This is a genomic window from Nonomuraea africana, assembly GCF_014873535.1.
GTDB lineage: Bacteria > Actinomycetota > Actinomycetes > Streptosporangiales > Streptosporangiaceae > Nonomuraea > Nonomuraea africana.
Genome location: NZ_JADBEF010000001.1, coordinates 6,731,124 through 6,744,319, shown reverse-complemented (window position 1 = coordinate 6,744,319; position 13,196 = coordinate 6,731,124). Strand labels below are relative to the sequence as shown.

14 protein-coding genes and 2 pseudogenes are annotated in these 13,196 nt (G+C 70.9%); 5 read left to right on the top strand and 11 right to left on the bottom strand.

Going from position 1 to position 13,196, the window contains the following annotated elements:
- Positions 1–5 precede the first annotated feature (5 nt).
- The 3 genes and pseudogenes from H4W81_RS31975 to H4W81_RS50205 form a co-directional block, all read right to left on the bottom strand.
- Positions 6–674 carry a response regulator gene (locus H4W81_RS31975; protein ID WP_192778215.1) on the bottom strand — a complete coding sequence of 223 codons (669 nt, stop codon included), beginning with the start codon at positions 672–674 and terminating at the stop codon, positions 6–8.
- Positions 671–1,000, bottom strand: coding sequence for a sensor histidine kinase (locus H4W81_RS50210; RefSeq protein ID WP_420538758.1), 330 nt, complete (start codon positions 998–1,000; stop codon positions 671–673). The genes H4W81_RS31975 and H4W81_RS50210 overlap by 4 nt, the downstream gene beginning before the upstream one ends.
- 63 nt (positions 1,001–1,063) lie before the next feature.
- Positions 1,064–1,762: pseudogene (locus tag H4W81_RS50205) on the bottom strand (sensor histidine kinase); the annotation flags it as partial.
- Positions 1,763–1,905: 143 nt separating this feature from the next.
- Here H4W81_RS50205 and H4W81_RS31965 point away from each other — a divergent pair.
- Both H4W81_RS31965 and H4W81_RS31960 read left to right on the top strand, forming a co-directional pair.
- Positions 1,906–3,098: pseudogene (locus tag H4W81_RS31965) on the top strand (RNA-guided endonuclease InsQ/TnpB family protein); the annotation flags it as partial.
- Positions 3,099–3,235: 137 nt separating this feature from the next.
- Positions 3,236–3,442, top strand: coding sequence for a hypothetical protein (locus H4W81_RS31960; RefSeq protein WP_192778212.1), 207 nt, complete (start codon positions 3,236–3,238; stop codon positions 3,440–3,442).
- Here the strand turns inward: H4W81_RS31960 and H4W81_RS31955 are convergent.
- Entirely contained in the window at positions 3,422–4,450 is a 1,029-nt protein-coding gene (locus H4W81_RS31955) for a fatty acid desaturase family protein (protein WP_318782090.1), read from the bottom strand. The two genes, H4W81_RS31960 and H4W81_RS31955, sit on opposite strands and share 21 nt — an antisense overlap.
- 121 nt (positions 4,451–4,571) lie before the next feature.
- Here H4W81_RS31955 and H4W81_RS31950 point away from each other — a divergent pair, with 121 nt between their 5' ends.
- Entirely contained in the window at positions 4,572–5,495 is a 924-nt protein-coding gene (locus H4W81_RS31950) for a phosphotransferase enzyme family protein (protein WP_192778210.1), read from the top strand.
- 9 nt (positions 5,496–5,504) lie between these two features.
- Here H4W81_RS31950 and H4W81_RS31945 read toward each other — a convergent pair whose 3' ends face one another.
- From H4W81_RS31945 to H4W81_RS31925, 5 genes are all read right to left on the bottom strand, one after another.
- Positions 5,505–6,665 (bottom strand): low temperature requirement protein A, encoded by a 1,161-nt coding sequence (locus H4W81_RS31945; protein ID WP_192778209.1) that lies wholly within the window; start codon positions 6,663–6,665, stop codon positions 5,505–5,507.
- A 103-nt stretch (positions 6,666–6,768) separates the two neighbouring features.
- Positions 6,769–7,566, bottom strand: a complete 798-nt coding sequence (locus H4W81_RS31940) for an alpha/beta fold hydrolase (protein ID WP_192778208.1) — start codon at positions 7,564–7,566, stop codon at positions 6,769–6,771.
- Between the two features lie 43 nt (positions 7,567–7,609).
- Positions 7,610–8,107 carry an isochorismatase family protein gene (locus tag H4W81_RS31935; RefSeq protein ID WP_192778207.1) on the bottom strand — a complete coding sequence of 166 codons (498 nt, stop codon included), beginning with the start codon at positions 8,105–8,107 and terminating at the stop codon, positions 7,610–7,612.
- A gap of 41 nt (positions 8,108–8,148) precedes the next feature.
- Positions 8,149–9,291 carry a metal-dependent hydrolase family protein gene (locus H4W81_RS31930; RefSeq protein ID WP_192778206.1) on the bottom strand — a complete coding sequence of 381 codons (1,143 nt, stop codon included), beginning with the start codon at positions 9,289–9,291 and terminating at the stop codon, positions 8,149–8,151.
- A 103-nt stretch (positions 9,292–9,394) separates the two neighbouring features.
- On the bottom strand, positions 9,395–10,474 hold the full coding sequence (locus tag H4W81_RS31925) for a winged helix DNA-binding domain-containing protein (RefSeq protein ID WP_192778205.1): 1,080 nt from the start codon (positions 10,472–10,474) through the stop codon (positions 9,395–9,397).
- Positions 10,475–10,553: 79 nt separating this feature from the next.
- On the opposite strand from H4W81_RS31925, the gene H4W81_RS31920 reads away from it, so the two are divergent.
- Positions 10,554–11,489: a zinc-binding dehydrogenase gene (locus H4W81_RS31920; protein ID WP_192778204.1), complete on the top strand. Its 936-nt coding sequence runs from the start codon at positions 10,554–10,556 to the stop codon at positions 11,487–11,489.
- Between the two features lie 45 nt (positions 11,490–11,534).
- On the opposite strand, the gene H4W81_RS31915 is transcribed toward H4W81_RS31920, so the two are convergent.
- Positions 11,535–11,759, bottom strand: coding sequence for a hypothetical protein (locus H4W81_RS31915; RefSeq protein ID WP_192778203.1), 225 nt, complete (start codon positions 11,757–11,759; stop codon positions 11,535–11,537).
- A 10-nt stretch (positions 11,760–11,769) separates the two neighbouring features.
- Here H4W81_RS31915 and H4W81_RS48880 point away from each other — a divergent pair, with 10 nt between their 5' ends.
- Positions 11,770–11,904, top strand: a complete 135-nt coding sequence (locus tag H4W81_RS48880) for a hypothetical protein (RefSeq protein WP_264083200.1) — start codon at positions 11,770–11,772, stop codon at positions 11,902–11,904.
- A gap of 460 nt (positions 11,905–12,364) precedes the next feature.
- Here H4W81_RS48880 and H4W81_RS31910 read toward each other — a convergent pair whose 3' ends face one another.
- Positions 12,365–13,114, bottom strand: coding sequence for a bestrophin-like domain (locus tag H4W81_RS31910; protein WP_192778202.1), 750 nt, complete (start codon positions 13,112–13,114; stop codon positions 12,365–12,367).
- Positions 13,115–13,196 lie beyond the last annotated feature (82 nt).

Genomic DNA, 13,196 nt, shown 5'->3' with positions numbered 1-13,196 from the left:
ACTCCCTAGGGTGTAAGCCATCCCGGGGTGATGACACCGGCCTCGTACGCCAGCACGACCAGCTGCGCCCTGTCGCGCACGTCGAGCTTGGTCATGATGCGGCTGACGTGCGTCTTCGCGGTCGCGGGGCTGAGCACGAGCCGGGCCGCGATCTCGTCGTTCGACAGGCCCTGCGCGACCAGCTCCATGACCTCCCGCTCGCGCTCGGTCAGCGCGTTCATCTGGGGCCCCGGCGCGGGCCGCTTGACCCTTCCGGCGAACTCGGCGATCAGCCGGCGGGTGATCGACGGCGCGATGAGCGCGTCGCCGCGCGCCACGACCCTGACGGCGTGGATGAGCTCGGCGGGCTCGGTGTCCTTGACCAGGAAGCCGCTCGCGCCCGCCTTGAGCGCGCCGTAGACGTAGTCGTCGAGGTCGAAGGTGGTCAGGATGACGACCCTCGTGCCGGTCAGCCGGGGGTCGGCGACGATCTGACGGCTCGCCTCCAGCCCGTCGAGCTCGGGCATCCTGATGTCCATCAGCACCACGTCGGGGCGCAGCTCGCGGGCCTTGGCGACGGCCTCGGCGCCGTTGGCGGCCTCGCCCACCACCTCGAGGTCGTCCTCGTCGGACAGGATCGAGCGGAACCCGGCCCGCACCAGCGTCTGGTCGTCGGCCAGCAGGACGCGGATCACAGCGGCAGCTCGGCGACGACGCGGTAGCCGCCCTCGGGACGGGGGCCGGCCTCCAGGGTGCCGCCCAGCGCCATGGCCCGTTCCTTCATTCCTTGCACGCCGTACCCGCTTCCTCCCGGGAAGACCACGGAAGGGCCGTCGTCTTCCACCGTGATGACCATCTTTCCGGATATTTCGGCGACTGACAGCCGTGCCCGGCCCGCCGCGGAGTGCCGCGAGACGTTCGTCAGCGCCTCCTGGATGATCCTGGCCGCCGCGAGGTCGACCTCGACGGGCGGCTCCCCGACGTCGATGTCGCTGTCGACGGTGAGGCCGCTCCTGCGCACGACCTCGTCGAGCCGGCCGAGGCTCGCGGTGGGGCTGGTCGGGGCGCCCTCGTCCACCTGGCGCAGCACACCCAGCGTGGCCCGCAGCTCCCGCAGCGTCTCCTTGCTGGTCTCCTTGATCGCCTGGAGGGCGGCCTCGGCTTCCTCCGGCCGCTTCTTGATGCCGTGCAGCGCCGCTCCGGCCTGGACGTTGATCATGGAGATGTTGTGTCCGAGGACGTCGTGCAGCTCGCGGGCGATGCGCAGCCGCTCCTCCGTGGCCCTGCGCTTGGCCTCGGTCTCCTTGGTGTGCTCGGCCTCCGCGGCCCGCCGTTCGACCTCCTGCAGGTAGGCGCGCCTGTTGCGGGTGACGCCTCCCGCCGCGACGGCGGCCGCGAGCCAGCCCGCGATCATGAGGAACAGCCCGTCGTCGACGTGCCTGACCTCGCCCGTCTCGCCCATGCCCATGCCGAGGAGCAGGGCCGCGGCGACGGTGCCCGCCGCCGCCAGGTGACCGAGGTCGGCGGCGGTGTAGAGGGCGAGCAGGGCGGCCAGCATCACCGGCCCGTCGTATCCGGCGAAGGGATAGTAGACCGCGCAGGCGATCATGACGACCAGCAGCACGGCGACCGGGTTCCGGCGCCGCAGGAACAGCGCCCCGCAGATGATCAGCGGCAGCGCGACGTCGAGCACGTTGGGGCTCGCCTCGGGCCGCACCAGCACGGCCAGGACGCAGCCCGCCGCGATGACCGCCACCATGCCGATCGTCACCTTCATCGGGAACCTCCGAGGAAACCCCCGCCTTCAGGCGGGGGAGGAATCGGACTCCTGCGGAGCAGGGCAGGGGTAGGCGATTCGCCGCCAGGCGGACCTCCGTCTCGAACAAACACGCGATGCTTAACCGACAACGCGATAGAATGTGAGGCGTGGCGCAGATCGTGAAGCGGGCCTACAAGTACCGCTTCTACCCGACCCCCGAGCAGGCCGAAGAGCTTGCCCGCACGTTCGGGTGCGTCCGCCTCGTCTACAACAAGGCGCTCGAAGAACGAACCCGCGCTTACACGCTTGAAGGCCGTCGCGTCTCCTACGTGGAGTCCTCGGCCGCGTTGACCGCGTGGAAGCGCAGCGGCGACTACGACTTCCTGTTCAAGGTGTCGTCGGTTCCGTTGCAGCAGGCGCTTCGCCATCTTCAGGCGGCGTTCGCGAACTTCTTCGCCAAACGCGCCACATACCCCACCTTCAAGTCGCGTAAGAAGTCCCGGGCGTCGGCCGAATACACCCGCTCGGCGTTCCGCTGGCGCGACGGCGCGCTCACGCTCGCGAAGATGGACGCACCCCTGAACATCGTGTGGTCCCGTCCACTGCCCGACGGCGCGGAGCCGTCCACGGTCACCGTGTCCCGTGACGCGGCAGGCCGCTGGTTCGTGTCCATGCTGGTAGAGGAGAAGATCACGCCGTTTTCGCCCGTGGACGCGATGGTGGGAGTGGACGCGGGCATCACCGCGCTGGCCACGCTCTCCACCGGAGAGAAAATCGTCAACCCGAAGCATGAGCGGGCCGACCGGCGCAAGCTCGCCCGCGCTCAGCGAGCGCTCGCACGGAAAGAGAAGGGGTCCGCCAACCGGCAGAAGGCGAACCTTCGGGTAGCCCGCGTGTACGCCCGCGTCACCGACCGCCGCCGCGATTTCCTGCACAAGCTCACCACTCGGCTCGTCCGTGAGAACCAAACGGTCGTGATCGAGGACCTCACCGTCCGCAACATGGTGAAGAACCACTCGCTGGCTCGCGCCATCAGCGACGCGAGCTGGCGCGAGCTGCGCTCCATGCTGGAGTACAAAGCCGCCTGGTACGGGCGGGACCTGCTGGTCGTGGACCGCTGGTTCCCCTCCTCCAAGCTGTGCTCGGCGTGCGGAGCCATCCAGCAGTCCATGCCGTTGAACGTCCGAACGTGGGAGTGCGCCTGCGGCGCGGTCCACGACCGGGACGTGAACGCGGCCAAGAACGTGCTCGCCGCCGGGCTGGCGGAGAGCTGAAACGCCTGTGGAGCTGGTGTAAGACCTCAACGAGAGTCCTCTCGGGCGGGCTACCGGCGGTGAAGCAGGAAACCTCACGGGTGACCGTGGGAATCCCCCTCGTTTACGAGGGGGAGGAAGTCAAGGGGTCATTCTGTCGCCGGCCGGCTGGCTACCTGCTCCTGCTCGCCCTCACCGCGCCGCTTTACACGTTGAAGACATTTCGCTCGGGTAGAGGAAGAAGATGAGCACACAGGACGAACTTCGCCGGCTCGAAGAGGATCTGGCGAGGCTGAAAGCATCGAACGCCGACCTGCGCAGCCAGATCAGCGACATGGGAGCGACGGATGTCGTGGAGAAGTCGGCCATGCTGGGCATGGCCGACGAGCAGGACGGGTTGATCGCCGAGCTGGAGTCGAGGCGTGACGAGCTACGCTCCCGCCTCTCGTAGCGGCCTGCCGACCTCGTGGAGGTGGCGGAGTGCCTGGCCGTAGGAGCTGACGAGCCCCGACTCCAGGTACGCCACCCCCAGTTCGGCGCAGTGCGCCATGACGATCGGCTTCGCCTTGCGCAGGTTGGGGGTGGGCATGTTCGGGAACAGGTGGTGCTCGATCTGGTAGTTGAGCCCGCCGAGGGCCACGTCCACGATCCAGCCACCGCGCACGTTGCGTGAGGTGAGCACCTGCTTGCGCAGGAAGTCGAGCTCGTCCTCCTTGGTGAGGATGGGCATGCCCTTGTGGTTGGGGGCGAACGTGCAGCCGAGGTAGACGCCGAAGACCGCCTGGTGCACCAACGCGAACGCCAGGGCCTTCCCGAACGGCAGCACGGTGAAGATGAGGCCGAAGAACCAGACGAAGTGCAGCACCAGGAGCGCGCCCTCCAGGGCCCGGTGCCGCATCGACCCCTTGGCCAGCGCCTTGAAGCTGGCCACGTGCAGGTGCCAGCCCTCCAGCGTCAGCAGGGGGAAGAACAGCCACGCCTGGCTGCGGGCGACGAACCTCGGCAGTCCTTTCACCCGCTCCGCCTGCTCAACCGACCAGACGATCACCGCGGGCGAGACGTCGGGATCGTGGTCCTCGTGGTTGGGATTGGCGTGATGCCGGGTGTGCTTGTCGGTCCACCAGCCGTAGCCCATGCCGATGAGCAGGTTGCCCACCGTCCGACCGGCTATCTCACTCGGTCTGCGGTTGCGGAACACCTGCCGGTGCGCCAGATCGTGGGCGACGAGGGCCACCTGGGCGAAGGTGACAGCTGACACGAAGGCCACGAGCAGCGTCCACCACGAATCACCCACCAGCGCGAACGCCACCCATCCTGCAACGAAGGCGGTGCCCACCAGACCCAGGCGGACTGTGTAGTAGAGGGGCCGTCTGTCAAGCAGTCCGGCTTGGTTGATCTTGCGTGCCAGTCGGGCGAAGTCGCTGCCTCGGGCTTCGACGGTGACAGGTACGTCGGTCACAGGGCTCCTCATGAGCGTCGGGCAATGGCCCCACATTGACGTGCGACACCACACGGGGGCAATAGATCGTCAGTTCGGTGACTGAGGTCTCCCCGGCCTGTGCGTCATGCAGACTGGAAAGATGATCTACGCGAACATCCCTCTCACTCCGGCGATCCGCCGGGCCGTCACCGCCACCTGGGGAACACCCGACGACGAGGGCGTGCGCCTGCACGGTGGAGAGGAATCCGCAGCCTACCTCCTGGGCGGGCATGTCGTGCGCGTGGGCCCCGAGTGGCGCACCACCGCGGCGGCCGAGTGGTGCCACGCCATCGCCCGCCGGGCCGCCGACGCGCTGCCCGAGGCGGTGGCGCCCGTTCCCACTCCGGCCGGCGGCACCGTGATCCGGGTCGACGGCCGGCCGGTCTCGCTGTGGCCGTACGTCGAGGGCGCGTGGCCCGGCTCGGACCTGCCCGACCAGCGCGTCCAGGGCGCGCGCCTGCTGGCCGGGCTGCACGCCGCGCTGGCCGACGTCCGCCCGGGCCCGCGCCCGGTGCCCGCCTTCCAGGAAGAGGGCCTGTACGGCACGCCGTCCGCTTCCCCGGAGGAGGGCCGGTACGGCACGCCCCCCGCCGACACCTCAGAACTGGCCGATCCCGCGCTGGACCTCTGGCTTGCCGCCTTCCACCGGGAGCACCCCCGCCGCCACCCCCTTCACGGCGACTTCTACCCCGGCAACACCCTCGCGAGGAACGGCACGCTCGTCGCCGTGCTCGACTGGGACGAGGCGTTCGTCGGCGCTCCCGAGGTCGAGCTGGCCGCCGCCGCCTTCGAATGGGGCGACGACGACCTGGGCCAGAGCAAGGAGTTCGTCGACGCCTACCTGGAGGCGGGCGGCACCGCGGCCCCGCTGACGGAGGAGGAGCTGGTCCAGCTGATCAGGCACAAGTTGCGCAGGGAGTTCGCCTACTTCCAGCAGGCCGTCGCCTCGGGCGTGGTCCATGACGCGGAGGACCTCGACTATCACGAGCTCCGCGTGGCGCTCTTCCACGAGCTGGCCGGTTGAGCCGGGTCCTCAGGCGGCGTTCTGGAGCCTGCGGAACAGGGCCGAGTCCCAGATCGCGACGCCCCAGACCACCAGCATCGCCGCCGTGCTGATCACCAGCGGCGGCGCGACCAGCGCGAGCACTCCCAGCGCCGCCAACGCGGCCACGGCCGCCACGCGGTTGAGGGGCACGTAGCCGAACACCGCCCGCTTGAACATCGCGTGCCCGACGAGGAACAGCGCGGGGCCGCCCAGCACGGTCAGCGCCGTGGCCAGACTCGTGTGCCCGCCGGGATGGGCGATCACCAGCTCGTCGCCGACCGCCGAGACGATGATGCCGAGCACCATGGGGATGTGGATGTAGGTGTAGGCGGAGCGGCCGAGCCGTCCGGGGTCGTCGGAGGCGGCGATGGCCTCGGCGGCGGCCTCGGCGGTGCGGTCGAAGTACACCCACCACAGCGCCACGCTGCCGAGGAAGGAGACCACGAAGGCGGCGACGGCTCCCGGGGTGAAGTCGTGTCCCGCCAGCGTCGCCCCGGTGACCAGCACGGACTCGCCGAGGGCGATGATGACGAACAGCTGGCAGCGCTCGGCCATGTGCGAGCCGTCGATCGTCCAGTCGGTCGTGACGCTCCTGGGCAGGAACGGCGTGGGGTAGCCGATGGCGGGCGCGGCGTACTCGACCACCAGGGCGGCCAGCCACAGCACGATCTGAGCGGTGCCGCCGACCAGGGCGCCGGCGATCCACAGCACGGCCGACATCACCAGCCAGACCAGGACCCTGATGAAGACGGTCTGCAGCGTGGTGCCCCTGGACAGGACCGTGACCGCGATCGTGCGCCCCACCTGGATCAGCACGTAACCGCCGGCGAACCACAGGGCGTGCTCGCCGAAGGCGTGCGGCAGCGCCGCTGCCATCACCAGCCCGCCGACCATCACGCCGACGAGCGTGAGCCGCATCGAGGGGTGGTCGGGCTGCAGGTAGTTCGTGCTCCACGTGGTGTACATCCACGCCCACCACACGGCCAGCGCCAGGATCAGCGTCAGGCCCACGCCCTGGAGGTCGAGATGCTCCAGCAGCAGGTGGGAGAGCTGGGTGATCGCGAAGACGTAGACGAGGTCGAAGAAGAGCTCGATCGGCGCGACCCTGCCGCCCACGTTGCTCCGGGACCTCAGGATCTCGCTCGACACAGTGTCGCTCCTCCGCCCACAGGGATACCTGGCGGGGTATTTCTACTGGTATGTCGGCCTGCCCGTCTACCGAGTCGGCTATTTGTGATGATCTCGAAGGAGATCAGCTCAGCACGAAGTCGGCGACGTCGGCGGCGAAGCGCGGGTGGGTGAAGCTGCCCATGTGACTGGCGCCCGGATAGACGATGTGGCGGCAGTCGGGGATTCCCTCGGCCGTCTCGCGGAAGATCTCGGGAGTGTAGGCGAGATCCTTCTCCCCGTTGATGAGAAGGGCGGGCGCGGTGATGTCGGCCAGGCGGTCGCCGATGGAGAAGGAGTCTTCCGCCCTGGCGAAGGCGAGCGGATCGGCGGGGTCGGTCGCGCGCATCAGCGGGTCCATCAGCCAGAGCCCGGGGGTCAGGGCGAGCCGGCCGAGCCGCGACCCGGTCATCAGCGGCGCGAGCAGATGCAGGCTACGCCGCCCTGTCGCGGCCACCTCGGTGTAGCGCCGCTGTACCTGCCGCGTCAGGTCGGTGAGCCGGTGACCCGCGCCTGCCACGACCAGCTTGCGGACGGTGTGGGGATGGTCGGCGGCCAGTTGCAGCGCCACGGAGCCGCCCGAGGACAGGCCGAGGACGTTCACCGGTTCGCCGAACTCCGCCATGAGTGCCTCGGCGTGCTGGGCGGCGATCTCGGCCATCGTGGTGCCGGGGCGCATGCCGGGCGCCCTGGTGACCGCATGGACCCTGAGGCGTTCGGCGAGCGGGCGGACGATCTTGAGCTCCAGCGGCCGCTCCATCCCCTTCGGGTTGGCGTGGTTGACGCCGAACCCGCGCAGGACGATCAGCGGCTCGCCCGACCCGAGCGAGAAACGGGGCAGTCCGTGGAGGAGCGTGTCCTGCTCGATGCGGTAGGCAGCCATGACCCCGATGCTCGCACGCGGGCAGGGCGGGCGCGCGGGCAGCCTAGAAGGTGACCTCGTCGACCTCGACGACGCGGGCGCCGGCCTCGGACAGCTCCTTCTCGACCGCGAGGGAGATCTCGTGGGCCGGACGCGGGTCGTCGTAGGTGGCGTGGGCCCCGCGCACGAGCGTGACCTCGTGGCCGAGGGCCAGCGCGGTGAGCGACGTCTCGCGCACGCACCACTCGCTCTGCATGCCCGCCACGACCAGGTGGCTGGCGGGTGGCAGCAGGTCGCCCAGGTCGGTGTTGGCGAAGGAGTCGGGGACCGACTTGTCGATGACCGGCTCACCGGCCGCGGGCTCGTGCACCAGTTCCCAGCCCGTGGTGCCCGGGGCGTCGGGATCGTCGGGGCCGCCGTTGTTGCGGACCCACGCCACCGGCTCGCCCGCGGCGCGGGCGCGTTCGAGCAGGGTGGCGATGGCCGCGGACACGTCCTGCCACGCGGGCACGGGGAGGGGCGGCTCCAGCATGTTCCGCTGGACGTCGATGAGGAGAAGCATGCGAACACTCTATCGAATGACCGGGTGCGGTTTCCCGGAGTTCACCGAACCCGTCTCCCCATCCTGAAGACCGCGGAAGGCCGTTGGAGCACGCTGATATCGGTCAGCGGGTCGCCGCCGCAGGCCACGAGGTCGCCGTCGAACCCCTGCATGATCCGTCCCTTCCTGTCGGCCACCCGGCACGCCCTGGCCGCGCGCGAGGTGATCGAACGCAGCACGTCGAGCGGGGCGTAGCCGAGGCCGACCAGCATCTGCGCCCCGTACGGCAGGACGCCGTGCGGCTTGATGGGCCCGATCCCCGCGTCGCTGCCGATCACGAAGGACACGCCCTCCGCGTAGAGGGCCCTGAGCGACGCCATGATTCCCGGCAGCCGCTTCGCGACGCCCGGCGGCGGCGGCACGTCGGTGGGCACCATCCCCGCGGTGAGCGAGACGATCACCTCGGAGGCCGCCAGCCTGGCGATGATCGTGTCGTCGTGGGCGGCCGCGTGCTCGGTCATGAACGAGCAGTGCTCGATCGTGTCGAACCCCGCCGCGAGCGCGTCGGCGATCCCCTCGCCCGCGTGGGCGTGCGCGGCGATCGGTAAGCCGTGCGCGTGGGCCTCCTCCACCGCGGCGCGCAACTCGGCCAGGCCGTACTGCCGCAGGTGGGAGTAGGTGCCCGGGGTCATCTCGCCGCCGGTGACCATCATCTTGACCACGTGCGCGCCCTGCCTGGCCCGCTCGCGTACGGCCGCGCGGACCCCCTCCACGCCGTCGGCCTCCCCGCCGAGGAACCAGCAGTGACCCCTGGTCGTGGTGATCGGCGGTCCGGAGGCGAGGATCTCCGGCCCCTCGGTGACGCCGAGCTTCTCGGCGAGCCTGAGCGCGAGGTAGCCGCGGTCGCCGAGGTCCCTGACCGTCGTGACGCCGGCGGCGAGCGTTCTGGCCGCTTCCCCGCGCATCCTGTCGAGCACCTCCTCGTCGCTCGACTCCCGCAGGTGGCCGACGGGGTCGGTGCTCGCGTCGAAGACCAGGTGGACGTGGCAGTCGATGAGCCCGGGCAGGAGCGTGACGTCGCCCAGGTCGAGGTCGGCGGGGCCGTCCTCGGTGACGGCGGTGATTTTGCCGTCGGCGACGTGCACGACCCGCTCGCCGAGCAGGTCCATGCCGTCGAACAGGCGCCGTGCGCGAATGGCTGGCATGGCTTCACTGTCGGCGCGGTTCCGGCGGGCGTCATGAGTAGCCCCGTACTCATCCCGCCCTGCGGAAGGCTGCCGTGGTCGTGGCCGTGGCCCACGCGATGACCTAGGCGTGCGGCCCCACGGTGATCTTGCCGATCGTCAGCCGGGGGACGCCCTCCATGATCTCGCCGATCCGCTCGACCTGCTCACCGAGCCGCGCCAGCTGCCGCGCGTCCAGCTCGGCGAGCGGCTCGACGGCGATGTCGAGCTTCCTGCCCGAGCGGCGCTGGTGCCAGACCCCCGCCACGATCCCGTCGATCAGCAGGACCGGGTAGTTGCCCGCCTGCCCGCCCGCCAGCGCGCGCTCCCACGCCATGCCGGGGAAGAGCTGCTCGCGCGGGTGCGAGCCGACGACGAAGGCGTCGAAGTACGGCAGCAGCCGCACGCCCCTCGCCGGCCCGTCGGGCGCCTCGGTGTCTCCCTCGTTCACCCAGCCGCCCTCGACCTTCTCCAGCGCGACCTCCTCGAACACCCTGGTGGCCCAGGAGACGGGGGCCGACAGCCAGCGGGCGAAGTGCTGAGGGGTGGACGGGCCGTAGGAGTGCAGGTAGCGCCGCAGCAGCTCGGCCCGCGCGCTCGCGGCGTCGGCGGGTCGTACGCACGGGTTGGTGTAGGTGACCTTGCGGCCCCTGGTGGGGCCGAAGGCGAGCACGCCCCTGTGCGCGGCGAGGTGCATGGCCTGCCGCCAGCGCGGCCACTTCGTCTGGAACGCTTCCATGACCCTGTCGCCCGCCCACGGGCCGGCGATCGCCGTCACCGCCTCATCCAGTTCGTCGACGACGAGTGCCGTGTCCTTCAGCGCGATGCCGATCGCCTCGACGACCTGGTCGATCTGGTCGGGGGTGAGCAGGTCGATCCGGCCCGCCGGCAGGCAGGACAGGGCGCCGGTCCACATGGCCAGGTCACGGGCGGGGAGCAGGTGCACGGTGCCGCGCGGGCCGTAGGTCTTGACCAGGCTGCGCTCGTCCCACAGCGCCTCGCGGACCGCCACCCTGGTGACGCCGGGCATGCGGAGGCCGATCGACAGCTCGGCCGCCGACATCACCTGGGCGTGCGCGCCGCACATCGCGGCGACCACGTCGGCGGCGGTGGCGGAGGGGTCGTCGGGAAAGTGACGCGCCAGACGGCGGGCGTTCCAGTTCATGCTGTCAGCGTAGAAGCCAATGCGGCACGTTTCGTTCCGCATTGTTTTGCGGAGCGAATTGCTCCGTTATGGTGGAGGCATGAGAGCGATCGTGATGGACGAGTTCGGCGGGCCCGAGGTGCTGAGGGCGCGCACGGTGGAGGATCCGGTGCCGGCCGAGGGCCAGGTGCTGGTGCGGGTGGAGTTCGCGAGCATCACGTTCGTGGAGACACAGGTGCGGGCCGGGAAGGGGCCCTTCGCGCCGCCGCCGCTGCCGCGCACTCCCGGCAACGGGGTCGGCGGCGCGATCGTGGCGGTCGGTCCGGGGGTCGATGAGGGACTGGTCGGCACCGTCGTGGTCACCACCACGGGAGGGACCGGCGGCTACGCCTCGCTGGCGCTGGCCTCGGCCGCCGACGTGGTGCCCGTGCCCGAAGGAGTGGCGCTGCGCGACGCGGTGGCGCTGCTGGCCGACGGACGCACCGCGGTAATGCTGTACGAGCAGGCGAAGATCCAGCCGGGGGAGCGGGTGCTGGTGCTGGCGGCTGGCGGCGGGGTCGGCGGGCTGCTCATGCAGCTGGCCGCCGCCTCGGGAGCCGAGGCGATCGGGGCCGCGCGCGGCAAGCGGGAGCTCGTGGAGCGGTTCGGCACCTTCGTCGACTACTCCGAGCCGGGGTGGGCGCGCTCGATCGAGGCCGACGTGGTCTTCGACGGGGTGGGCGGAGCGGTGGGCACCGAGGCCATGACCGCCCTGCGCCCCGGCGGCAGAGCCAGCATGTACGGCATGGCCAGCGGCTCGTGGTCGGAGGTGGACGGGTTGCCGATCACGGTCCTGGAGCGCTCGGGCCCTCCCAGCCCCGAGGAGCTGAAGGGGCTGGTGGCCGCGGCCCTGGAACTGGCCGCGCAGGGGCGGTTGCGCCCGACGATCGGGCAGACCTACCCGCTGGAGGAGGCAGCCTCGGCACACCGCGCGATCGAGGCCCGCCAGACCACAGGCAAGACACTCCTGGTCATCTGGTCCCCATCGATCATCTGATCGCTACCGGTCGTGTGATCCCGACGATCGTCTGGTGCTGATCGGTCATCTGATCGCGCCGAACGCGACCGCGGTGGTCGAGGCGATCACCGTGGTCAGCACCACCATGACCAGCACCGAGCGGATCGGGTTGCGTCGTGGCGGCCTCGGTGGCTCGGCCCTGATGTAGGTGCGGCGCTGCGGCACGGCCGTCCTCGGCGGCGACGGTGTGGCCTCCACCGGCTTGGGCGGCACGAGCACCGGCCGCGGCGCCGCGACCGGTTGGGGCACGGGTCTCGGCGTGGGACTGACGGCCCTGGGCGGTGCGCTCCTCGGCGTGCTGGAGACGGGCGTGGGCACCAGGGTCGGCGGCGGAGGCGGTGGGGGCGGCGACGGGCTGGGCGAGGGACTCGGCGGGGGCGGCGTCGGCCGGTGACAGTCGCCCACCTCGACCGCCACGGGCGGCAGGCTGACACACACCGACACCTCGACGTGAACCTCCTCCGGCTCCGGCCCCACGCTCGCGCCGACAGGACCCACACTCACACCGACCGGCCCCGGCTTCGGGCCCGAGCTCGCGCCGACCGGACCTGGCTTCGGGCCTGGGTTCGCGCCAACCGGGCCCGTGGCGACCGGACCCGGTTTCGGATCCGGAGCCGCGGCGACCGGACCCGGTTTCGGATCCGGAGCCGCGGCGACCGGGTCTGGCTTCGGGGCCGCGCCCGCGTTGGCCGGGCTCGCGACAACCGGGCGCGCCCCGAGGGCGAGGCTCGCCTTCGGGGTGGGGCTCGGTTGGGGAGCGGGGGCGGGAGCGAGGGCTGGGGTGGCCGGCTCGGAAGCGGCGGGGAGCCCGGCGCCCAGGCTGAGGAGCGCGCCCGCCAGCAGCGCCGCCGCCCTCACGCGCTCTCCGCGATCCTCTGGAACTCCTGCAGCGCCGCCTGCAGCGCGTCGGGCCCCACCGCCAGCGCTCCCGCGAACGCGTAGGAGATGTTCCAGGTCAGGTAGACGCCGATGCCGAGCATCCCCGCCATCACCATCAGCGGCGCCAGCGTCAGCCCGCGCGGCCGCGCCCCGGCGAGGAAGGGGAAGATGATCACCACCACGCCGGTGAGAATCGTGAGCGGCAGCAGCCCGGCCGGCGGGGTGGTGCCCGCGTCGGCCGCCCTTCTGCTGCGCGCGGCCGACATCTCCTCCACCTTGTCGAGGACGGCAGCCTTGGTGTCGTCGTCGACCTTCGACTGGTCGATACTGCTGCGCAGGGCGTCGAGGCGGGCGCCGCCCTCGGGCGACATCCGGCCTTCGGCCATCAGCGGCCACTCGTCGCGCACCACGAACGCGACGTAGTCGCGCAGGCTCTGCCGTACCCACGCCTGGTCGTCGTCGGCCAGCTCGCCCACGGCCCAGTAGGTCTCCACCGCGGCCTGCCCCTCGGCGAAGGTGTTCTGGCGAGCGGCGTCGGCGGTGGTCCACGGCACGATGATGGCGATCGCGAAGACCAGCAGGAACAGCGCTGACAGCATCGCCCCCGCGTGGCCGGTCGAAGGGCCCCCGGGGTCGCGGTCTTCGGTGCCGAGCTTCCTGAACAGGAAGGCGGTGAGCGCTACCACGCCGACTGCGGCCGCTACGGCGGCAAGGAGGGCAAGCATGACGCAAACCTTAGTGACTACCGAGCGTCACGTCGCGAGCACGCAAAGATTTCTCGCGTGGCGTGTCGAGAAGTGAGGCGAC